We start from the raw sequence: 20,104 nt of genomic DNA on the forward strand, positions 1-20,104 counted from the left end.
GTCTACCACGTCGCCAATCCGGTAGATCACGCGGTATGGGTCCCGGGTCGCGCTCGCTACGCTCGCTTGCCCAGGACGACAGTTGTTGTTTACGCCACCGCGTCGAAACACCAGGCCAGAATGCCCTTTTGCGCATGCAGGCGGTTCTCGGCCTCGTCGAACACCACCGATTGCGGACCGTCGATCACCTCGTCAGTGACCTCCTCGCCGCGATGGGCGGGCAGGCAATGCATGAAGATCGCATCGGGCTTGGCCAGCGACATCAGCTTGCTGTTGACCTGGTAGGGCCGCAGCACGTTGTGACGGTGCTCGCCTTCCTTGTCGCCCATCGACACCCAGGTGTCGGTGACGACGCAATCGGCGCCGCGCACGGCGGCCTCCGGGTCGGTGCCGAGCATGATCGGCGCTTGAGTCGCCTTGATCCAGTCGCGCAGCGGCTTCTTGGGCGCGAGCTCGGGCGGGGTCGCGACATTGAGCTGGAACTTGAAGCGCTCGGCGGCGTGCGCCCAGGACGCCAGCACGTTGTTGTCGTCGCCGGTCCACGCCACGGTCTTGCCCTCGATCGGGCCGCGATGCTCCTCGAGGGTCATCAGATCCGCCATCACCTGGCAGGGATGCGAGCGCCGGGTCAGGCCGTTGATGACGGGCACGGTGGCATACTGCGCGAGCTCGAGCAGCGCCTCGTGGTTGAGGATGCGGATCATGATGGCGTCGACATAGCGCGACAGAACGCGCGCGGTGTCGGCGATGGTCTCGCCGCGGCCGAGCTGCATCTCCGCGCCGGTCAGCATGATGGATTCGCCGCCGAGCTGGCGCATGCCGACGTCGAAGGAGACACGGGTGCGGGTCGAGGGACGCTCGAAGATCATGGCGAGCGTCTTGCCTTCCAGCGGCTTCTTGCCCTTCTCGTGCGCCTTGAGCCTCGCCTTCATGGCAAGGCTGGCGTCCATGATGTTGCGCAATTCCCCTGTCGGCATCTCGTTGATGTCGAGGAAGTGTCGTGGCGAACTGCTCATCAACCCGCCGCCTTCTTCTTTTCCGTTGCCGACAGCACGGCACAGGCACGCTCCAGGCAACCGATGGAGTGATCGATCTCGGCCTCGTTGACGATCAACGGCGCGAGGAAACGCACCACATTGTCGCCGGCGCCGACCGTGAGCAGCTTCTGGTCGCGCAGCGCGTTGACCAGGTCGCCCGACGGCACCACGGCCTTGACGCCGACCAGCAGCCCCTCGCCGCGCACTTCCGACAGCACCGTCGGATAGCGGTCGACGACGGAGGCGAGCTTCTGCTTGAGCAGCAGCGACATTTTCTGCACGTGGTCGAAGAAGCCGGGCTTCAGCATGACGTCGAGCACGGCGTTAGCCGCCGCGATCGCCAGCGGATTGCCGCCGAAGGTCGAGCCGTGCGAGCCCGGCGTCATGCCGCTGGCCGCTTCGGCGGTGGCAAGGCACGCGCCGATCGGGAAACCGCCGCCGAGTGCCTTCGCCAGCGACATGACATCTGGGGTGACGCCGAGACGCCTGTAGGCGAAGAGATCGCCGGTGCGGCCCATGCCGGTCTGCACCTCGTCGAAGGCGAGCAGCAGGCCATGCTTGTCGCAGAGCTCGCGCAACGCCTTGAAGAAAGAATTCGGCGCGGTTCGCACGCCACCCTCGCCCTGCACGGGCTCGATCAGGATGCCGGCGGTCTGCGGGCCGATCGCCTTCTTCACGGCTTCGAGATCGCCATGCGGCACCTGGTCGAAACCGTCCATCGGCGGGCCGAACCCTTCGAGATATTTGGCCGAACCGGTGGCGGCGAGCGTCGCCAGCGTGCGGCCGTGGAAGGCGCCCTCGAAGGTGATCATGCGATAGCGCTCGGGATGGCCTTTCGAGGCGTGCCAGCGCCGCACCACCTTGATGACGCATTCCATCGCCTCGGCGCCGGAATTGCAGAAGAACACGTAGTCGGCAAAGCTCTGCTCGCACAGCCGCGCGGCGAGCTTGTCGCCGTCCGGGCTCTTGAACAGGTTCGACATGTGCCAGAGCTTCGTCGCCTGCTCCTGCAGCGCCTTGACCAGGTGCGGATGGCAGTGGCCCAGCGCATTGACAGCGACGCCCGAGGTGAAATCGAGGTAGCGCTCGCCATTGGTGGCGAAGAGCCAGGCGCCCTCACCGCGCTCGAAGCCGAGATCGACCCTAGCGAAGACGGGGAGCAGATGCGACGTGGCGCTGTTGGTCATGGCTGTCGACTTTGGCTGTTCAAGAGCAGGTTTGAGGCCGGCCGCGCGGTGCGTGCATTGGCGCAGGTCGCATCGGCAGAGCCGGCGGAAAACGAAACGTGCCGCCTTTGCAGGCGGCACGCAGGAACTATCTTAGGGGCGGGGCGATGGCTGTCAACACGCCAAAAAGGCTCTGAGTGCACTGCAAAAAGCCCCGCACCCGTACGATTCCGGTAGCCGGTGCATACGAGACGGAACATGTGGAAGCGCGGCGACCGACTCTTGCGCCGGAGTCACGGCATATTGTAGCGTTTCCTCCGTCGGGTACGACATCTCGTGCGGCAACTCTGATCCCTAGTACCTTTTGCGGCGTAAACGTTCGGGCGCGGTTCACACCTGTCCGGCGAGGGTGAGGGGATTCTGCCCGCAGGGATTTCCGGGATTTGGCATCGCCAGCGCCGCTCCAGAACGGCCGGTGTGAGGCGAAAGGAAGAACATGATGACGGTTTTGACCTGGTCCGATGAGCGCGTCGAGCAGCTGAAGAAGCTCTGGGAATCCGGGCTTTCGGCCAGCCAGATCGCAGCCGAGCTCGGCAACGTGACCCGCAATGCCGTGATCGGCAAGGTCCACCGTCTCGGCCTCTCCGGCCGCGCCAAGGCCCCCTCCACGGCAGCACCCCGGCCGCGGAAAGCCCGCCCCACGCAGATGGTGCGGGTGTCGCGCCCGATGTCGCGCGGCAACACCGCGCTGGCCCAGGCCTTCGAGGTCGAGGTGGAAGCCGATCCGGTCGCCTATGACAATGTGGTGCCGATGAGCCAGCGGCTGTCGCTGCTGGAACTGAACGAAGCCACCTGCCACTGGCCGGTGGGCGATCCCTCCAGCCCGGAATTCTTCTTCTGCGGCGGCAAGGCGCTCGCCGGCCTGCCCTATTGCGCGCACCATTCGCGCGTCGCCTACCAGCCCGCCGCCGACCGCCGCCGCCAGCCGCCGAAGCCGCCGGGGCGCTGAGCGCTACCACGCATTCGGTGTCGCCCCGGCGAAGGCCGGGGCCCATAACCACGAATGCGCGTGATTATGCCGGGCTGGAGCTCCAGCCTGTTTCAACGATTGACATCGGTGGCTATGGGTCCCGGCTTTCGCCGGGACGACAACTCAAGTCTGCGGCTCCGCCTTCGCAAAACGGTCGTCCAGCGCGTAGCCGGCGCCGCGGACGGTGCGGATGGGGTCCTGCTCGCGGCCGGGATTGAGCAGCTTGCGCAGGCGGCCGATATGGACGTCGACGGTGCGCTCGTCGATATAGATGTCGCGGCCCCAGACGCTGTCGAGCAATTGCTCGCGGCTGAAGACGCGGCCGGGATGCTCGAGGAAGAATTCGAGCAGGCGGTATTCGGTCGGGCCGAGATCGATCGGCCGCCCCGAGCGCGCCACGCGGCGCTTCTCGCGGTCGAGCTCGATGTCGCCATAGGTCAGGACGTTGGCGAGCCGCTCGGGACTGGCGCGCCGCAACAGGCCCTTCACCCGCGCCAGCAGCTCCGGCACCGAGAACGGCTTGACGATGTAGTCGTCGGCGCCGGTGGCGAGCCCCCGCACGCGCTCGCTCTCCTCGCCGCGCGCGGTCAGCATGATGATCGGCAACTGCTTGGTTTCCGGGCGCGCCCTCAGGCGCCGGCACAGCTCTATGCCGGACAGCCCCGGCAGCATCCAGTCGAGCACCACCAGATCGGGCACCCGTTCCTTCAGCCGCGTGTCGGCCTCGTCGCCGCGGGCGACGGTCTCGACCTCATATCCTTCGGCATCGAGGTTGTAACGCAGGAGCGTCGTCAGCGCTTCCTCGTCTTCCACCACCAGAATGCGTGCGCTCATGTGTGCAGTATATCCTGTTTTGTTCCTGATACGCGGTTAATCAGGCACTGTCGCCGCAAAGGTCGTCATGTCGCCCTTCGGGCGCTTGTCGACCATCTGCTGACCCTCGATCATGTAGAACACGGTCTCGGCGATGTTGGTCGCGTGGTCGCCGATCCGCTCGATATTCTTGGCGCAGAACATCAGATGGATGCAGAACGAGATGTTGCGCGGGTCTTCCATCATGTAGGTGAGCAGCTCGCGGAACAGCGAGGTGCAGATCGCGTCCACCTCCTCGTCACCCTTCCAGACAGCCATCGCCGCCGGCAAATCGTGCGAGGCGTAGGCGTCGAGCACCGACTTGACCTGGGACTGCACGAGGTCGGTCATGTGCTCCAGCCCGCGGATCAGCTTCAACGGCTGGAAATCGCTCTCGATCGCGGTGACGCGCTTGCCGATGTTCTTGGCGAGATCGCCGATCCGCTCGAGATCGATGGCAACGCGCATGGCGCTGACGATCTCGCGCAGATCCACCGCCATCGGCTGGCGGCGGGCGATGGTCAGCACCGCGCGCTCCTCGATGACATGCTGCAATTTGTCGATCTCGAGGTCGGTGGCGACCACCCGCCTGGACAGCGGGACGTCGCGGCGGACCAGCGCATCGACGGAATCGGTGATCATGCGCTCGGCAAGCCCGCCCATCTCGGCGACCAGCCGGGTCAGTTCCTGCAGGTCGCTGTCGAACGCTTTCGCGGTGTGTTCAGAAGCCATTGCTCAACTCCTCAGCCGAACCGGCCGGTGATGTAGTCCTGGGTGCGGCGGTCGCTCGGCGACGTGAATATCTTGTTGGTGTCATCGAACTCGATCAGTTCGCCCAGATACATGAAGGCGGTCTTGTCGGAAACGCGCGCGGCCTGCTGCATGTTATGGGTGACGATCGCGATCGTGTAGTCCTCGGCCAGCTCCTGGATCAGCTCCTCGATCTTGGCGGTCGAGATCGGATCGAGCGCCGAGCAAGGCTCGTCGAACAGGATGACTTCGGGGCGCACCGCAACGGTGCGGGCAATGCAGAGCCGCTGCTGCTGGCCGCCGGAGAGGCTGAGGCCCGAAGCATTGAGCTTGTCCTTGACCTCGTTCCACAGCGCGCCGCCGCGCAGCGCCTTCTCCACCCGGCCGTCCATCTCGGACTTGGAGATCTTCTCATAGAGGCGGATGCCGAAGGCGATGTTCTCGTAGATCGTCATCGGGAACGGCGTCGGCTTCTGGAACACCATGCCGACCCGGGCGCGCAGCAAATTGAGATCGAGCCTGGGGTCGAGGATGTTGGTGTTGTCCAGCATCAGCTGACCGGTGGCGCGCTGGCCGGGATAGAGGTCGTACATGCGGTTGAAGATGCGCAGCAGCGTGGACTTGCCGCAGCCGGACGGACCGATGAAGGCGGTGACGCGGTTGGTGCCGAGCGTCAGGTTGATGTCCTTCAGCGCATGATTCTCGCCGTAATAGAAGTTGAGGTTGCGCGCGGTCACCTTGGCCGGGGCCTCCGGCAGGTTCGCATGCGGCGGAAGGGAGGCGGCGCTACTCAGCGATACGGAAAGGTCGTTCATTTTGCGGTCCTTTCGGCGCCGAGGATGCGCGCGCCAATGTTCAGGGCTAGCACGGTCAGCGTGATCAGAAGCGCGCCGCTCCAGGCGAGCTGCTTCCAATAGGCGTACGGGCTCTGCACGAAGTTGTTGATGGTAACCGGCAGGTTCGCCATCGTCTTGGTCAGGTCGAGGCTGAAGAACTGGTTGGACAGCGCGGTGAACAGCAGCGGCGCGGTCTCGCCGGCGACGCGGGCGGTCGCCAGCAGCACGCCGGTGATGAGGCCGGCCCGTGCGGCGCGATAGGCGATCCGCTTGATCACCAGCGAGCGCGGCAGGCCCAGCGCCGACGCCGCCTCGCGCAGCGGATTGGGCACCAGCAGCAGCATGTCTTCCGTGGTGCGCACCACGACCGGGATGACGATCACGGCGAGCGCGAGACAGCCGGCGATCGCCGAGAAGCCGCGCATCGGCACCACGACGGCGCCATAGATGAACAGGCCGATGATGATCGAGGGCGCAGAGAGCAGGATGTCGTTGATGAAGCGGATCACCGAGGTGAGCTTGTCGTGCCTGCCGTATTCGGCGAGATAGGTGCCGGCAAACAGGCCGAGCGGCGCGCCGATTCCGACACCGATCACCGTCATGATGATCGAACCGACAATGGCGTTGAGCAGGCCGCCGTCGGTCGAGCCCGGCGGCGGCGTATTCTGGGTGAAGACCTGCAGGCTCAGGCCGGCGAGGCCGTTGTAGAACAAGGTGAACAGGATCAGCGCCAGCCAGGTGACGCCGAAGGCGGCCGCGCCGAGGCAAAGCAGGCGGATGATGATGTCGTTGCGGCGGCGTCTTGCATAGATCGGGTTCATCGCCTACTTCCCCGCCTTCAATTCAAGCCGCTGGAGCATCAGCCGCGCGCAGGCAAGCACGATGAACGTCAGAAAGAACAGCAGAAGGCCGAGCAGGATCAGGCCGGACTGATGCAACCCGTCGCTCTCGGCGAATTCGGAGGCGATGGCCGCGGAGATCGTGGTGCCCGGCGAGAAGATCGAGCCCGTGATGCGGAAGGCGTTGCCGATGATGAAGGTGACGGCCATGGTCTCGCCGAGCGCGCGGCCCAGCGCCAGCATGATGCCGCCGATAACGCCGACGCGGGTGTAGGGGATCACGACGTAGCGGACGACTTCCCAGGTGGTGCAGCCGACGCCGTAGGCGGCTTCCTTCAGCACCGGCGGCACGGTCTTGAACACGTCGACCGAGATCGCGGTGATGAAGGGCAGCACCATGATGGCGAGGATCAGCGATGCGTTGAACAGGCTGAGATAGGACGGCGGGCCGGCGAAAATGGTGCCGAGGATCGGCACGCCGTCGAACAGGCGGATCATGAACGGCTGAAAGCTGTCGGCCAGGAACGGGCCGAGCACGAAGAAGCCCCACATGCCGTAGATGATGGAGGGGATGCCGGCGAGCAGTTCCACCGCAATGCCGATCGGGCGGCGCGCCCATTGCGGGCACAGCTCGGTGAGGAAGATGGCGATGCCGATGCCGACGGGAATCGCGATCAGCATGGCGATGAATGAGGTGACCAGCGTGCCGTAGATCGGGCCGAGCGCGCCCAGCACGGGCGGATCGGCCGACGGCGCCCAGCGCTGCGTCCACAGGAACGACAGGCCGTATTCCCTGATCGCCGGCCAGGCGCCGACGATCAGCGAGATGATGATGCCGCCGAGAATGAGCAGGACCGAAATCGCGGAGGCGCGCGTAACCCAGTAGAAAGTCGTATCGCCGAGCTTGAACGCGCTGAGGGCCTTGGCGCGATCGTAGGGCCCGGCCGCATCCATCACGTCGCTCTGAACCGCCATTTCTGCCACGCCTGTCCCCTATGTATTCAACGCGACCCGCGCCGCCACGTTTTGAGGCGGTCTTCTTCGACGATTACCCGCGTCATTCCGGGATGGTCCGTGCGCCTTGGCGCTCGGCGCCAAGGCGGAGGACCAGACCCGGAATCTCGAGATTCCGGGCTCGCTCGTTTCACTCGCGCCCTCCGATGCGCCAATTGGCGCATCGCAAATGACCGGGCGCGCGCTCCGCCCGCCCGGTCAGCTCTTGATCTCGGCCGACCAGGTCTTCTCGATCTGCTTGACGACGGAGTCGGGCATCGGGATGTAGTCGAGCTCCTCGGCCATCTTGTCGCCCTTCTCGAAAGCCCACTTGAAGAACTTGATGGCTTCCTGCGAGGCCGCCTTATCGGTCGCATCCTTGTGCATCAGGATGAAGGTCGCGCCGGTGATCGGCCAGGACGCATCGCCGGGCTGGTCGGTCAGGATCACGTAGTAGTTCTTGGAGCCGGCCCAGTCGGCATTGGCCGCCGCGGCCTGGAACGCCCCGATGGTCGGCTGCACGGTCTTGCCGGCCTTGTTGACCAGCGCGCCGTAGGTCAGCTTGTTCTGCTTGGCGTAGGCGTACTCGACATAGCCGATCGAGTTCTTGGTCTGGCTGACGTTGCCGGCAACGCCTTCATTGCCCTTGGCGCCGACGCCGGTGGGCCACTCGACCGCGGTGCCCGAACCCGCCTTCGCCTTCCATTCGGCATTGGTCTTGGAGAGGAAGTCGGTCCAGATGAAGGTGGTGCCCGAACCGTCCGAACGGCGCACGACAGTGATGGCGTCGCCGGGCAGCTTCAGCTTCGGATTGAGCTTGGCAATCGCCGGATCGTCCCACTTCTTGATCTTGCCGAGATAGATGTCGCCCAGCAATTCGCCGGTGAACACCAGCTCGCCCGGCTTGATGCCGTCGAGATTGACGACCGGCACCAGCGCGCCCATCGCCTGCGGCCACTGGATCATGCCGTCCTTTTCGAGCTGCTCCGGCTTGAGCGGCATGTCGCTGGCGCCGAAGGTCACGGTCTTGGCCACGATCTGCTTGATGCCGGCACCCGAGCCGATCGACTGGTAGTTCAGGCCATTGCCGGTCTCCTTCTTGTAGGCGTCAGCCCACTTCGAATAGAGCGGGAACGGAAAGGTCGCGCCTGCACCGGTGATGTCGGCGGCAAAGGCCGAGGTCGACGCCGCCACCAGGCCGGCCGCGACGATGGTCTTGATGAAATTCATGGGGTGGTCTCCATCTGGGGAGCGAAGCGCCGATGCGCCCGAGTGCGCTCTCCCGCCGGTCCGTCTAGGAGCGGTCGGTAGAGCTTTTACGAAGGTTTGGTGACAGTTGGATGACAGTGCCAAGCACCTGAAATCGCTTAGATTTATTCAACTGACGCCGGCTTGGCCTGGGGAAAACAGGCGGCGAAGGCCGCCCCGCTCTTCGGGATGCTTTTCAAAGAACCCATAAAACCAGTTTTGTAGTTGTGTTTTCCGCGCCCCGAGGGTATGAAGGCCGATGGACCGAGAACTCGCCGCGCGCTGCCTCGCCGAATTGGGCAACCTGACCCGCCTGGACATCTATCGGCTTCTGGTGCGCGCCGGCCCCGGCGGGCTCAAGATCAGCGAAATTCAGAGCCGGCTCGAGCTGCCAGCATCGACACTGGCCTTTCATCTGCGGGGATTGGTCAGCGCAGGGCTCGTCGCACAGCAAAGGGTCGGGCGCGAAGTGATCTGCCGCGCCCAGTACCATCGCATGGACTCGATCATCGGGTTCTTGCGGGAGCATTGTTGCGAAGGATTTTCGGACGATCTGCCGGCAGAGGCCGGACGTCGTGCAAGCTGACCTGCAGCAGCCGGTCCGCCCGAAGCCCGCCATCCACTATGGCTGGATCGTACTGGGGGCCGGCGCATTCGGCTCCTTCATGACCCTGCCCGGCCAGACGGCGGGCGTTTCCGTCTTCTTCGATCCGATCACCACCGAGCTCGGCATCTCGCGCACGACGGCCGCGACCGCCTATGCAGCCGGCACGCTAGCCGGAATTCTGCCGGCGCCGGCGATCGGCCGCTGGATCGACCGGCATGGACCGCGCTCCACCGGTGCCATCATCGCCGCTGCGCTTGCGCTCGCCTGCGTGTTCATGGCGAGCGTTCAGTCGGCACTGACGCTGCTGATCGGATTTGCGCTGTTGCGCGGCGCAGCGATCGGCGGCCTCAGCCTCGTGAGCCAGCAGGTTGTCAATCTGTGGTTTGTGCGACGGCGCGGGATTGCGGCCGCTGCGGCCAGCCTCGGGCTCGCGGCCGGCTCGATTGTCTTTCCGCAGTTGATCGACGCACTCATTTCACTGTTCGGCTGGCGAGGCGCCTATCTTGTGCTGGCCGGACTCCTCGCCCTGACCATTCTGCCGGTCGCGGCGCTGCTGTTCCGGGACCGTCCGGAGAAATTTGGCCTCAGCACGGACGCCGGGCTTCCGCTGGCTGCGCAACACTTTGAGCCGGAGCCGTCGTTTTCACGAGAGCAAGCGCTGCGCACCGGCGTGTTCTGGCTGCTCTGTGCGGCCGGCTTCCTGACCAATGCCGTCGGCACGGCCCTGTTGCTAAATCACTTCTCGATCATGCGGACCGCCGGCGTCGCGCATGCGGATTCGCTGATGCTGCTGGCGCTCGCCGGCGGCGTTCAGGCTGCTGCCACGCTTGGCACCGGATTTCTGGTGGATCGTCATGAGCCGCGACGCCTGGTTCCGCTTGCCATGGGCTTGCTTGCGCTCGCCACGGCCTTACCCGCGTTCGGCAGCGGCGTTGCCGCAAGCTGGCTCTATGCGTTGAGCCTCGGCGGCGCATACGGCTCGCAGCAAGCGATCAACGCCGCCGGCTTCGCCCAGTATTTCGGGCGCGATCATCTTGGTGCAATCCGGGGAACGTCATTCGTCTTCGGCATCGCGGGCGCGGCGCTGGGGCCTCTCCCCTTCGCAGCCAGCATCGACCTGACGGAAAGTTACGCGATGGTTCTGACGGTCAGTTGCGGGCTTTCCCTGCTATGCGGCGCGGCAGCCTTCGTCATCAAATGCCCGCCGGCCCCGGCGATCGCGCCGGCATCGGCGGAGCGAACACCATGATGATCCACGCATTGTTGTGGCATCCGCTCGTGCAGCGAAGCTAGAAAATCGAACGCGAGGCTACTCCGCCGCGATGCCGACCGGCTGTCGCAACTCGGCCAATGCCTGACGGAGAATCTGGAATGCGGACCACAGGAACAATCCGGCCATCAGGCCGGCGACGATCAGGTCGGGCCATTTCGATGAAGTGAGCCATACGGCTGCGGCGGCGACCATCACCGCGACATTGCCGATGGCATCATTCCGCGAGCACAGCCAAACGGAGCGTATGTTGGAATCGCCATCCCTGTATTTCATCAGGAGAAGTACGCTCGTAAGGTTCGCGGCAAGGGCGAGGAAACCGATCGCGCCCATCAGTTCGGCACGGGGAATGCCAAGAACGACAACGTGGTACGCTGTCGATCCGAACACCCACAATCCCATCAGGAAGAGGGTGAAGCCCTTGAAGAGCGCAGCCCTGGCCCGGGTCGCCGCCGCTGCGCCGATCGCAGCCAGCGTGTTCCCGTAGGTGAGGGCATCGCCCAGGAAATCCAAAGCGTCCGCCTGCAGCGCATTCGATCCGGCCAGATGACCCCCGGCCGTCTCCAGCACGAACATGCCCGCGTTGATCGCGATGACGGCCCACAGCCGCCGCTTGTAGTCCGGGGAAAGGCCCTCGAACTTGACCTCGCTGCCGCAACAGCCGCCGCAACTCGCCATGCCGACCTCCCCCGCGGATATATGGGCCGGATCGATGTGTTACACAATCACATGGGGCAGCCGTCGCTGTCCGGCGCTGGCTGAAGCGGCCAGGCGAGATACATGGGACCGTGAATTAGTCCGTCGTCGGCGGCCTGAGCTGGGGAAAACAGGCGGTGAAGGTCGCCCCGCTTTTCGGCACGCTCTCGATCAGGAGCCGGCCGCGATGGCGGGCCAGAATGTGCTTGACCAGCGACAGCCCGAGCCCCGTGCCGCCCTGGGCGCGGCTGTCGCCGACATCGACCCGGTAGAACCGCTCGGTGAGGCGCGGCAGGTGTTCCGGTGCGATGCCAGGGCCGAAATCCCGCACCATCACCCGGTATTCCGGCGCGCCGTCGATGCCAGCGGCGTTGGTGAGCAAGACGACGATCCTGCCGCCGGAGGCGCCGTATTTCAGCGCGTTCTCGATCAGGTTCTCGAACAGCCGCAGCAATTCCTCGCGGTCGCCGGCGATGGTGACGGGCGGATCCGGCAGATCGACCTCGATCTCGACCTGGCGTTCGCGCGCCAGCGGCTCGAGCCCGTCGACGACCTGGCGGATGATCGGCACGAGATCGACCAGCGCGTCGGGGCGGACATGCGCCGACAATTCGACCCGCGACAGCGACAGGAGATCGTCGATCAGCCGCGCCATGCGCTTGGCCTGCGCCTGCATGATGGAAAGAAAGCGCTCGCGCGCCTTGGCATCGTCCCTGGCCGGACCCTGCAGCGTGTCGATGAAGCCGGAGAGCGCGGCCAGCGGCGTGCGCAATTCATGGCTGGCATTGGCGACGAAATCGGCGCGCATCTCCTCGACCCGGCGCAGCGGCGTGAGATCGTGGAAGGTCATGAGCATGCACTTGTCGGCGCCGCCGAATCGCGTGGGCACCGGCACCGGCGTGATGACGAGTTCCATCCAGCGGTCGACCGGCACCTGGTCGAGATAGGTGGCGCGGCGCGTCTGCGTGGTGGCAATGGCCTCGCGCAGCGCCGTGATGATCTCGGGCGAGCGCAGCGCGAATTGGGCGAGCTCGTTCTTGCGCAGCGCCGGCGCGAGCTGGCTTGCGGCGGCATTGAGGTGGATGACGCGGCCGGCGCGGTCGAGCAGCACGGCGGGATCGGGCATGCCGGCGACGATGGCATTGACGGCGGCGGCCTCGACCGGATCCTCGGTGCGGACATCGTCGCGCGAGGCGGCGGCGTCATGCAGGCGCCACGGCACCAGCGCGGCGGCGGCGATCAGGACGAATACGGCGGCGGCATGCAGCACGGGCAGATGGCCGAGCGTCATCAGCACGGTCAGCCCGAGGCCGGCGGCAAGCAGGATGATGGCCGCATGGCGCAGCCGGTCCGGCCACGGCGAGAAGATGGAAGAAGGGGTCTCGTCTATCGCCATCGCCGCTTCACTGGAAAACACCCTCCGTCCTGGATCAGGCGCCGCCGTCTCCGCGCTCGCGGACATAGACGGCCTCGCGCCTCGGTTCGACCCGCGTCTGGGCCTCGGCTATGGCGGCGAGCCTTTGCAGCCGCTTCGATCGTGCACCGAGGATAACTTCGCGAAGCGTCAGCAAGATTACAGATATGACGAAGGGCGCAATATAATAGAGCATGCGAAACAGCAGCATGCCGGCGAGCAACTCCTCGCGGTCCATCTGCCAGAGCCCGACCAGCATGGCGGCGTCGAACACGCCGAGTCCGCCCGGCGAATGGCTGGCAAAGCCGAGCAGCGTCGCCGAGACGAAGATCACGGCCACCGTGACGAAGCCGACATTGGGCTCATCCGGCGTCAGCACATACATGGCAAGCGCACAGAAGCCGAGATCGACGATGCCGATGCAGATCTGGAGCAGCGTCAGCGGGCCGCCCGGCAGGGTCACTGTCCAGGGGCCGCGGCCGACCACGCGGGGTTTCGTCCAGACCCAGGCCACATAGCTGGCCAACCCGATGATGGCGATGAAGGCGACGGTGCGATTGAGCCAGACCGGAAGCTGGTCGATATTGGCGGCGGCCTCCGGATGCCAGGCGATGCCCATCCCGAGCACCGCGGCATTGCCGAGCCAGAAGGTGAGGCCTGCCAGGAAGCAGACCTTTGCGACGTCGATCGCGTTCAGCCCCCAGGCGGAATAGATGCGGTAGCGCACCGCGCCGCCGGTGAAGACGCTGGCGCCGACATTGTGCCCGATCGAGTAGGAGGTGAAGCCCGCCATCGCATTGACGCGGTAGGGCACGTCGGTGCGGCCGATCGCGCGCACGGCGAACCAGTCGTAAAAGGTCAGGGTGAAGTAGCCGGCGGCGACGAACAGCGCCGCGAGCGCAATCTGGCGCGGCTCGGTGCCCTTGATGGCGTCGATGACTTCGGCGACGTCGATGCCGCGAAGCATGTGATAAAGCACATAGCAAGCAGTGCCGATAACGGCGATGCTGATCACCACACCCATCTTGTGCAGGATTTGCTTGTGGCGCAGGAACGCGATGAACCTGCGGATGGCTTCCAGCATCTAGACCTCGAATATCGATGCGACGGCAGTGACCGCCAGCGAACTTCGCCGCCGCCCTCGCCCGCGCTTGCTCCCCTTTGGCCTCTGGTAGCGCGTTTCGGGGCGAAACGGAATTCACCAGACGGAGAATAACACGCGATTCTTCAACATATTAGGCACCGTCCATGACAGCAGATGCACGGAATTGCTGCATTCTGGCCTCTCCTTTCGAAAACGTTAAGGCCTTGACGGCCGCGCGAGGCGGCCCGCAGTCCGGCAGCCTCCCGATCAGGCCGGCGGGGCGGTACGGGCGACCACCCGGGCGCGCAGCCACGACCCGACGACGCAGCCGGCGAGATAGAGGCCGAACATGACAAGGCCAAGATCGAGCCAGTAGCCGGGACGGCCGGGGACGACCTGGCTCACTGCAAGCGCCAGCAGCACGCCCACCAGCGCCCAGAGCGCGCGTCCCCACGCGCCCGTGACGCCCTCGCCGCGCTGGACCACGGATATCCAGCCCATGGCCAAGCCCAGCAGCAGCGATGCCAGCAGCCAGCCCCAGAAGAATTGCGCGACATAGGCCATGATCATTTCACCACGAAATCGATGCGCCGGTTCTGCGCCTTGCCCTCTTCGGTATCGTTGCCGGCCATCGGCTGGGCGCTGCCATAGCCGACCGCGGTGAAGCGGTTGGCCGGCAGGCCGCCGCGCACCAGATAATCCGCCACCGCCTGCGCGCGCCGCTCGGACAGCGACTGATTGGCATTTGCATCGCCGTCGGCGTCGGTATGCCCGGCAATCTCGATGTTGGCGGTGGGACAGCGCAGCGCCGTCTCGGTCAGGCGGTCGAGCAGGCCGAGCGAGTCCGGCGAGAGATCGGCCTTGCTCGATTCGAAGCGGATGCGCGTCTTGGTGAGCAGATCCGCGAACAATTGCTGGCAGACGGTATTGTCGACCGGCGCCGAAGGCGGCTTCACGGTAATCTCGGCCTTGTACTGCCAGTTCGGCGGAAGCTCCTTGCCGAGACCGGCGCGAATCTGCGCGGCGGCGGCATCATAGAGCGCATCGCCCGAGAGTTTTACTTCGCGATCCGTCACCACCAGCGTGCCGGTCGACAGCCGTGACAGCGCGCTCAGCGCCGGCCCCATCACCGCCGCGAAACTGGCGGGGGCGCCGATGCTCTCCTTGAGATTGTCGACCACCTTCTCGGCGAAGAATTTGCGGCCGGCCGTCGCTATCAGGGCCGCGTGAACGCTCTTGTCGGGCACGTTGCCGGTCAGCGTCAGCGTCGAGGCCACCGGATCCTTGTAGGCCTGGAAGACGTAAGGCGGCGCCTTGACGTCGTTGGCGGCGACCGAAAAACCCTCGGGGAGATTCTTCAGCGCGGAGGCGATCGCTTCGCGGCCGCCGAGTTCGCGCGCCATGCCCGACAGCGAAATCTTGTCGTCGGAGATCGTGAGCTTGCCGTCCTTCAGCTTGCCGAGCTGGTCGAGCAGCAAGAGGGCGGCGGCATCGAACCGCGGCGGCGCGCCGCGCGCCAGCCTCATCTGGTCGGCGACCTCGACATTGCCACCACCGGCCTTCGCCGCCTCGAGCAGCCTGCCCTTGACCTGCGGCAGCGGCGCGCTGCCTGACAGCGTGACCCGGACGACGTCGCGTTCGGCGGACCAGACAAAGGGCGTTGCCTCGGGGGCCAGGCGGGTCTCGTCGTTGACGAGGCGGACACCGGGCACGCTCTCCACGGCGGAAAGCGCCGCGCGGCGGCCATCGGCGGAGAACGCCTCGGCGGCGAAGCTGACGTCGCGGCCGGCGACCGTGACCCGCTTCTTGTCCAGCACGGCATCCCTGACTGCGGCATTAGAGCGCGCAGCAAGATCGCCCTCCAGCGGTTCGGTGCTCGTCCAGGTGGCAAGGGCCCAAAGGACGACCAGCGCAATCGCACCCGGCCACCATTTGCTGCTCCACCTGAAAAGTCCGTGCATCCAAGTTCCCGCGGTTTGGGAGAACGGAGAGAAAACAAACCCTTGCCGGGCTGTCAAACCCGAAATAACAGGGGCCGGCGGGAGCGGGGGGCGCTGCCGGGAATAAGGGTTTCTTCAGCCATCCCCCGCTAACGTCGAATCAAAATTCACCGGCAACCGCTCAAACCGGCAACCGCTTAAAATGAAGCAGATTCGCAGCACCGTCATCCGAGCCGGCCTCGAAGCGCTGTATCTTTCCGGTGCGCACCATCTGCTGCGGCCGGTTTTTGCCGGCGTCGGCGCCATTTTCATGCTGCATCACGTCCGCCCGCGCGACACCCGTGAATTCCAGCCCAACCATCACCTCGAGATCGAGCCGGCCTTCCTGCGCGCGATGCTGTCGCATTTGCGCGCGCGCGACATCGACATCGTCACCATGGACGAGGTGTTTCTGCGGCTGACCGAGAAGAATTTCTCCCGCCGCTTCGCGGCCTTCACGCTCGACGACGGCTATCGCGACAACCGCGACCATGCGCTGCCGGTGTTTCGCGAGTTCGACGCGCCCTGCATCGTCTATGCGGTGAGCGATTTTGCCGCAGGCAACGGACGGCTGTGGTGGGTCGCGCTGGAGCGCGCCGTCGCGAGCACCGACCTCATCGAGGTCGAGATCGGCGGCCAGATGACGCGGATGGCGGCGAAAACGCCGGCACAGAAGCAGGCGGCCTTCGACCGGCTGCACGACTGGCTGCGCGCGCTGCCGGGCGAGCACGACGTGCTGCGTGAGGTCGCGAAGCTGTGCGCACGCTACGGCGTCGACGAGAGCGCGATCTGCCGCGAGCTCTGCATGTCCTGGGACGAGCTGAAGGCGTTCGCCGCCGATCCGCTGGTGACGATCGGCGCGCATACGATCACCCATCCCAACCTCGCCAAGCAGCGCGAGGAGGAGGCGCTGAACGAGCTGAAGACCAGCCGCGAACGGATCGAAGCGGCGCTCGGCCGCCCCGTGCTGCACCTGGCCTATCCCTATGGCGACAAGATCGCGGCCGGCCCGCGCGAGTTCGCGCTGGCGAAGGCGGCCGGCTTCAAGACCGCGGTAACGACGCGGCCGGGCATGATCTTCCCCGAGAGCGCCGGCTACATGACGGCGCTGCAGCGGGTCTCGCTCAACGGCAACTTCCAGGACGAACGCATCCTGCCGGTGCTCACCTCGGGCACGGCAACGGCGATGTGGAACGGCTTTCGCCGCATCGACGCGGCTTGATCCCTTCCCTTCTCCCCTTGTGGGAGAAGGTGGCGCGCATCGATAGATGCGCGACGGATGAGGGGTCTATTTCCGCGGAGGCAGACCCCTCACCCCGCTTCCTTGACTCCTCCCCTCGCCGCGCCCAAAACCTCCGTCAAATCGAACGGAGGAAGAAATGTTCAAGGACCTGTTTTCCCTGAAGGGTCGCGTCGCGCTGGTGACCGGCGGATCGCGCGGCATCGGCAAGATGATCGCGGCGGGCTTTCTCGCCCAGGGCGCGGCCCGCGTCTACATCACCGCGCGCAAGGCAGGGCCGTGCGAGGCGACCGCAAAGGAGCTCACCGCGCAATATGACGGCGAATGCATCGCGCTCGGCATCGACATTTCGACGGTCGAGGGCTGCGAGAAGCTCGCGGCCGAGATCATCAAGCGCGAGCCCAAGCTCGACATCCTCGTCAACAATGCCGGCGCCGCGTGGGGCGCGGATTTCGACGAGTTTCCGGAGAGCGGCTGGGACAAGGTGATGGATCTCAACGTCAAGTCGCTGTTCTTCCTGACCAAGGCGCTGGCCAAGCCGCTGCGCGCCGCCGCCTCGCACGAGCGGCCGGCCAAGGTCATCAACATCGCTTCCGTCGACGGAATCTTCGTCAACCCGCAGGAGACCTATTCCTACGCCGCAAGCAAGGCCGCGGTGATCCATCTGACGCGTCGCATGGCGACGAAATTGATCAAGGACTCCATCAACGTCACCGCGATCGCGCCGGGCGCCTTCAGCTCGGACATGAACAAGGCCGCGCGCGATCACGGCGACGAGGTGGCAAAGCGCATTCCGGCGCAGCGCATCGGCACCGACGAGGACATGGCGGGCGTTGCGATCTATCTCGCCTCGCGGGCGGGCGACTATGTGGTGGGCAACACCATCGCGGTCGACGGCGGCGTGGTCTACGCCAATGCGGGATTGCCGGTGGCGGGATAGCGCAGCTTCCCAGCAGGATTGAGGGAAGGCGCAGGCCCATCGATCTTCGCGGCGAGGGCGATGGGTTTCGCAAGGGCTCAACCCTTCCTGCACCACTTTGGCCCCTTACGAGGCTGTCCCATAATCGATCTCAGTTGCCTTCCAGCCCTCTTCGTGCCGGCGCCAGTACAGATCATGGATCGCCCTTGCGATACGGCCCGGGCGACCGTCGCCGACCTGACGGCCGTCGAGCCTGGTTACGGGCATGATGCCGCCGGCGGTCGACGTGATGAAAATTTCATCCGCGTCATGCAATTCGGCGGCTTTCAGCGGCCGAACCTCGCAGGCGATCTGCAGTTCCGGCGCCAATTCGATCACCGTCCTGCGCGTCATGCCCTCGAAGACACCGCGATCGGGCGTGACGATGCGGCCGTTCCTGACCGAAAAGATGTTGAAGCCGGGGCCTTCGGTGATATGGCCGTCCCGATCCGGAAGGACCGGAACGATTGCTCCCTTCTCGTAGGCCTCGAAGACGGCCATCGTCAGATCGAGCCAGTGAAAGTTCTTGAACCGCGGATCGACCGATTCCGGCGGGATACGCTGGGTCGACGATATGATCATCGACAGGCCTTCTTCGCGCTGCTGTTCATTCGCGATCCATACGAACGGCTGCGCAAAGCAGGTCAGTTGATTGATACATTCTCGCGGATCCCGACTTCCCGGCTTGGGAACGCCCCGGGTGCAGGTCATTTGCACATAGGCATTGCGCAAACCCGAGCGACGAACGCATTCGTGAAGGATGGCCTTCAGCTCATCCTTTGACTCCTTGATGGACATCCTGAAGCCCGCCATCGAGCGATGGAACCGGTCGATGTAGTTATCGAGACGGAAGAAGCGGCCGTTCCAGACATGGACGACATCATAGGTGGCGTCAGAACGGACAAATCCGCGGTCCGTCATTGGAATAGAGGCGTTCTTCAGAGGCAGGTATTCGCCGGCGATGTACGCCACGCCCTGCGAGAAGTCGGCCGCGTTGTAAAGTTGCGAGGCGGCGCTGGGGATGATGCTCATTCGAAGACCTCTGGTTCAATCCGCAACTCGTGGGTGATGGTGCTACGAGGCATCCACTGAAGCCGCCAATGGCGACAAAGCCGGCACGTTATCGGCTCTCCGAGACAGGCCTAGGCCGCGAAATATCCGCCGTCGACGACTTGCGAGGCGCCGGTCATGAACGACGCCTTGTCCGAGCACATCCAGACGACTGCTTCCGCTATCTCTTCAGGACTGCCCATTCGGTGCATCGGGACCTTCGCCAGTATTTCGTCGCCGCGCGCTTCCATCGTATCCTTTGTCATCGGTGTGGCGACATAGCCGGGATTGACGCAGTTCACCCTGATGCCGTCCTGCGCGTATTCCATTGCCGCAGTTTTCGTCAGACCCACCACGCCATGCTTGGCTGCGACGTAGTGGGCAGATGTGGGCAGACCTACCAGGCCCGCAATCGATGCAGTGTTGACGATTGCACCCCCGTTCCCCTGCGCGATCATCTGCCTGATCTCGTGCTTCAAACACAGGAACACGCCGGTGAGATTGACGGCCAGCATTGCGTCGAACGATGTCCGGCTCAGTTCATGTGTGCGCTGTCCTGCCGGGCCGACGGCGCGTCCACTGATTCCCGCATTGTTGAATGCACAGTTGATTTGTCCGAAGGCGGCGACCGCACGCGCAACCATCGCGGCCACGTCGTCCTCTCGGGTAACGTCGCCGCCCATGGCGATCGCCTGGCCGCCGGCCGCGTTGATCAGTTCGACAGTCGCCGATGCGCTCTCTTCGGCGCGGTCGGCTACCGCCAGGCGGGCGCCTTCCCGCGCCATGGCCAATGCCGTGGCTCGTCCGATCCCCGATGCACCACCCGTCACCAGCGCCACTTTTCCATTCAAGATGCCTGTCATACCAAAATACCCAATTTCAAAGTCACGCCGCGTCCTGCGGATCCCACCCGATGCTCTCGAACCAAGCGTAGGCGTTTTTCAAAGCCGATCAAGCAGCCAGGCTCTGCGCGGGCTGCCTGTGTCCGCTCTCCCCTTGATGCGACGTCGCGCATCTGGGTGGCTTCAGAGCCAAGGTCGCGAGCGACCGGACTC

General features: G+C 65.0%; 20 protein-coding genes. 5 read left to right on the top strand and 15 right to left on the bottom strand.

Translation table 11 applies throughout. The features are described 5' to 3' along the window. Positions 1–89: 89 nt before the first annotated feature. Together argF and HZB49_RS12945 are read right to left on the bottom strand one after the other, a co-directional pair. Complete coding sequence (argF, locus tag HZB49_RS12940) at positions 90–1,016, bottom strand: ornithine carbamoyltransferase (RefSeq protein WP_291611869.1); 927 nt, start codon at positions 1,014–1,016, stop codon at positions 90–92. After that, a complete protein-coding gene (locus HZB49_RS12945; RefSeq protein ID WP_291611871.1) occupies positions 1,016–2,224 on the bottom strand; it encodes an aspartate aminotransferase family protein in 1,209 nt (402 codons plus the stop codon). The genes argF and HZB49_RS12945 overlap by 1 nt, the downstream gene beginning before the upstream one ends. Before the next feature lie 478 nt (positions 2,225–2,702). Here HZB49_RS12945 and HZB49_RS12950 point away from each other — a divergent pair, with 478 nt between their 5' ends. Next, positions 2,703–3,212, top strand: coding sequence for a GcrA family cell cycle regulator (locus tag HZB49_RS12950; protein WP_291611873.1), 510 nt, complete (start codon positions 2,703–2,705; stop codon positions 3,210–3,212). Positions 3,213–3,356: 144 nt separating this feature from the next. Here HZB49_RS12950 and phoB read toward each other — a convergent pair whose 3' ends face one another. The 6 genes from phoB to pstS form a co-directional block, all read right to left on the bottom strand. After that, entirely contained in the window at positions 3,357–4,067 is a 711-nt protein-coding gene (gene phoB, locus HZB49_RS12955; protein ID WP_291611875.1) for a phosphate regulon transcriptional regulator PhoB, read from the bottom strand. 36 nt (positions 4,068–4,103) lie between these two features. Next, positions 4,104–4,817 carry a phosphate signaling complex protein PhoU gene (phoU, locus tag HZB49_RS12960; RefSeq protein ID WP_291611876.1) on the bottom strand — a complete coding sequence of 238 codons (714 nt, stop codon included), beginning with the start codon at positions 4,815–4,817 and terminating at the stop codon, positions 4,104–4,106. Positions 4,818–4,828: 11 nt separating this feature from the next. Continuing rightward, positions 4,829–5,650, bottom strand: coding sequence for a phosphate ABC transporter ATP-binding protein PstB (gene pstB / locus HZB49_RS12965; RefSeq protein ID WP_291611878.1), 822 nt, complete (start codon positions 5,648–5,650; stop codon positions 4,829–4,831). Beyond that, positions 5,647–6,492 carry a phosphate ABC transporter permease PstA gene (gene pstA / locus HZB49_RS12970; RefSeq protein ID WP_291611880.1) on the bottom strand — a complete coding sequence of 282 codons (846 nt, stop codon included), beginning with the start codon at positions 6,490–6,492 and terminating at the stop codon, positions 5,647–5,649. Before pstA ends, pstB begins: the two co-directional genes overlap by 4 nt. 3 nt (positions 6,493–6,495) lie before the next feature. After that, positions 6,496–7,485: a phosphate ABC transporter permease subunit PstC gene (pstC, locus tag HZB49_RS12975; RefSeq protein WP_291611882.1), complete on the bottom strand. Its 990-nt coding sequence runs from the start codon at positions 7,483–7,485 to the stop codon at positions 6,496–6,498. A 237-nt stretch (positions 7,486–7,722) separates the two neighbouring features. Next, positions 7,723–8,733, bottom strand: a complete 1,011-nt coding sequence (pstS, locus tag HZB49_RS12980) for a phosphate ABC transporter substrate-binding protein PstS (protein ID WP_291611884.1) — start codon at positions 8,731–8,733, stop codon at positions 7,723–7,725. 277 nt (positions 8,734–9,010) lie between these two features. Between pstS and HZB49_RS12985 the strand changes: the two genes are divergently transcribed. Together HZB49_RS12985 and HZB49_RS12990 are read left to right on the top strand one after the other, a co-directional pair. After that, on the top strand, positions 9,011–9,337 hold the full coding sequence (locus HZB49_RS12985) for a metalloregulator ArsR/SmtB family transcription factor (RefSeq protein WP_291611886.1): 327 nt from the start codon (positions 9,011–9,013) through the stop codon (positions 9,335–9,337). Between the two features lie 79 nt (positions 9,338–9,416). Next, a complete protein-coding gene (locus HZB49_RS12990; protein ID WP_291611887.1) occupies positions 9,417–10,607 on the top strand; it encodes an MFS transporter in 1,191 nt (396 codons plus the stop codon). A gap of 60 nt (positions 10,608–10,667) precedes the next feature. Here HZB49_RS12990 and HZB49_RS12995 read toward each other — a convergent pair whose 3' ends face one another. The 5 genes from HZB49_RS12995 to HZB49_RS13015 form a co-directional block, all read right to left on the bottom strand. Beyond that, positions 10,668–11,306 carry a cation transporter gene (locus HZB49_RS12995; protein ID WP_291611889.1) on the bottom strand — a complete coding sequence of 213 codons (639 nt, stop codon included), beginning with the start codon at positions 11,304–11,306 and terminating at the stop codon, positions 10,668–10,670. Between the two features lie 115 nt (positions 11,307–11,421). Next, the gene (locus HZB49_RS13000) at positions 11,422–12,720 is read right to left on the bottom strand and encodes an ATP-binding protein (RefSeq protein ID WP_291611891.1); all 1,299 of its coding nucleotides are present in this window, start codon (positions 12,718–12,720) and stop codon (positions 11,422–11,424) included. Positions 12,721–12,754: 34 nt separating this feature from the next. Beyond that, positions 12,755–13,822, bottom strand: coding sequence for a lysylphosphatidylglycerol synthase domain-containing protein (locus HZB49_RS13005; RefSeq protein ID WP_291611893.1), 1,068 nt, complete (start codon positions 13,820–13,822; stop codon positions 12,755–12,757). Between the two features lie 267 nt (positions 13,823–14,089). Next, positions 14,090–14,386, bottom strand: a complete 297-nt coding sequence (locus HZB49_RS13010; RefSeq protein WP_291611895.1) for a hypothetical protein — start codon at positions 14,384–14,386, stop codon at positions 14,090–14,092. Positions 14,387–14,388: 2 nt separating this feature from the next. Further along, positions 14,389–15,783: an OmpA family protein gene (locus HZB49_RS13015; protein ID WP_291611896.1), complete on the bottom strand. Its 1,395-nt coding sequence runs from the start codon at positions 15,781–15,783 to the stop codon at positions 14,389–14,391. Positions 15,784–15,964: 181 nt separating this feature from the next. On the opposite strand from HZB49_RS13015, the gene HZB49_RS13020 reads away from it, so the two are divergent. Continuing rightward, a complete protein-coding gene (locus HZB49_RS13020) occupies positions 15,965–17,023 on the top strand; it encodes a polysaccharide deacetylase family protein (protein WP_291611899.1) in 1,059 nt (352 codons plus the stop codon). Positions 17,024–17,180: 157 nt separating this feature from the next. Then, a complete protein-coding gene (locus HZB49_RS13025) occupies positions 17,181–17,981 on the top strand; it encodes an SDR family NAD(P)-dependent oxidoreductase (protein WP_291611901.1) in 801 nt (266 codons plus the stop codon). 105 nt (positions 17,982–18,086) lie between these two features. Here HZB49_RS13025 and HZB49_RS13030 read toward each other — a convergent pair whose 3' ends face one another. Together HZB49_RS13030 and HZB49_RS13035 are read right to left on the bottom strand one after the other, a co-directional pair. Further along, positions 18,087–19,031 carry an aminotransferase class IV gene (locus HZB49_RS13030; RefSeq protein ID WP_291611903.1) on the bottom strand — a complete coding sequence of 315 codons (945 nt, stop codon included), beginning with the start codon at positions 19,029–19,031 and terminating at the stop codon, positions 18,087–18,089. A 110-nt stretch (positions 19,032–19,141) separates the two neighbouring features. Beyond that, positions 19,142–19,912: a glucose 1-dehydrogenase gene (locus tag HZB49_RS13035; RefSeq protein ID WP_291611906.1), complete on the bottom strand. Its 771-nt coding sequence runs from the start codon at positions 19,910–19,912 to the stop codon at positions 19,142–19,144. Positions 19,913–20,104: the final 192 nt, after the last annotated feature.

The organism is Bradyrhizobium sp. (genome assembly GCF_016219575.1).
Taxonomy (GTDB): Bacteria; Pseudomonadota; Alphaproteobacteria; order Rhizobiales; family Xanthobacteraceae; genus Bradyrhizobium.

Coding starts and splice junctions, on each gene's coding strand:
- argF (WP_291611869.1), bottom strand. CDS start 1,016: ATGAGCAGTTCGCCACGACACTTCCTCGACATCAACGAGATGCCGACA.
- HZB49_RS12945 (WP_291611871.1), bottom strand. CDS start 2,224: ATGACCAACAGCGCCACGTCGCATCTGCTCCCCGTCTTCGCTAGGGTC.
- HZB49_RS12950 (WP_291611873.1), top strand. CDS start 2,703: ATGACGGTTTTGACCTGGTCCGATGAGCGCGTCGAGCAGCTGAAGAAG.
- phoB (WP_291611875.1), bottom strand. CDS start 4,067: ATGAGCGCACGCATTCTGGTGGTGGAAGACGAGGAAGCGCTGACGACG.
- phoU (WP_291611876.1), bottom strand. CDS start 4,817: ATGGCTTCTGAACACACCGCGAAAGCGTTCGACAGCGACCTGCAGGAA.
- pstB (WP_291611878.1), bottom strand. CDS start 5,650: ATGAACGACCTTTCCGTATCGCTGAGTAGCGCCGCCTCCCTTCCGCCG.
- pstA (WP_291611880.1), bottom strand. CDS start 6,492: ATGAACCCGATCTATGCAAGACGCCGCCGCAACGACATCATCATCCGC.
- pstC (WP_291611882.1), bottom strand. CDS start 7,485: ATGGCGGTTCAGAGCGACGTGATGGATGCGGCCGGGCCCTACGATCGC.
- pstS (WP_291611884.1), bottom strand. CDS start 8,733: ATGAATTTCATCAAGACCATCGTCGCGGCCGGCCTGGTGGCGGCGTCG.
- HZB49_RS12985 (WP_291611886.1), top strand. CDS start 9,011: ATGGACCGAGAACTCGCCGCGCGCTGCCTCGCCGAATTGGGCAACCTG.
- HZB49_RS12990 (WP_291611887.1), top strand. CDS start 9,417: ATGACCCTGCCCGGCCAGACGGCGGGCGTTTCCGTCTTCTTCGATCCG.
- HZB49_RS12995 (WP_291611889.1), bottom strand. CDS start 11,306: ATGGCGAGTTGCGGCGGCTGTTGCGGCAGCGAGGTCAAGTTCGAGGGC.
- HZB49_RS13000 (WP_291611891.1), bottom strand. CDS start 12,720: ATGGCGATAGACGAGACCCCTTCTTCCATCTTCTCGCCGTGGCCGGAC.
- HZB49_RS13005 (WP_291611893.1), bottom strand. CDS start 13,822: ATGCTGGAAGCCATCCGCAGGTTCATCGCGTTCCTGCGCCACAAGCAA.
- HZB49_RS13010 (WP_291611895.1), bottom strand. CDS start 14,386: ATGGCCTATGTCGCGCAATTCTTCTGGGGCTGGCTGCTGGCATCGCTG.
- HZB49_RS13015 (WP_291611896.1), bottom strand. CDS start 15,783: ATGCACGGACTTTTCAGGTGGAGCAGCAAATGGTGGCCGGGTGCGATT.
- HZB49_RS13020 (WP_291611899.1), top strand. CDS start 15,965: ATGAAGCAGATTCGCAGCACCGTCATCCGAGCCGGCCTCGAAGCGCTG.
- HZB49_RS13025 (WP_291611901.1), top strand. CDS start 17,181: ATGTTCAAGGACCTGTTTTCCCTGAAGGGTCGCGTCGCGCTGGTGACC.
- HZB49_RS13030 (WP_291611903.1), bottom strand. CDS start 19,031: ATGAGCATCATCCCCAGCGCCGCCTCGCAACTTTACAACGCGGCCGAC.
- HZB49_RS13035 (WP_291611906.1), bottom strand. CDS start 19,912: ATGACAGGCATCTTGAATGGAAAAGTGGCGCTGGTGACGGGTGGTGCA.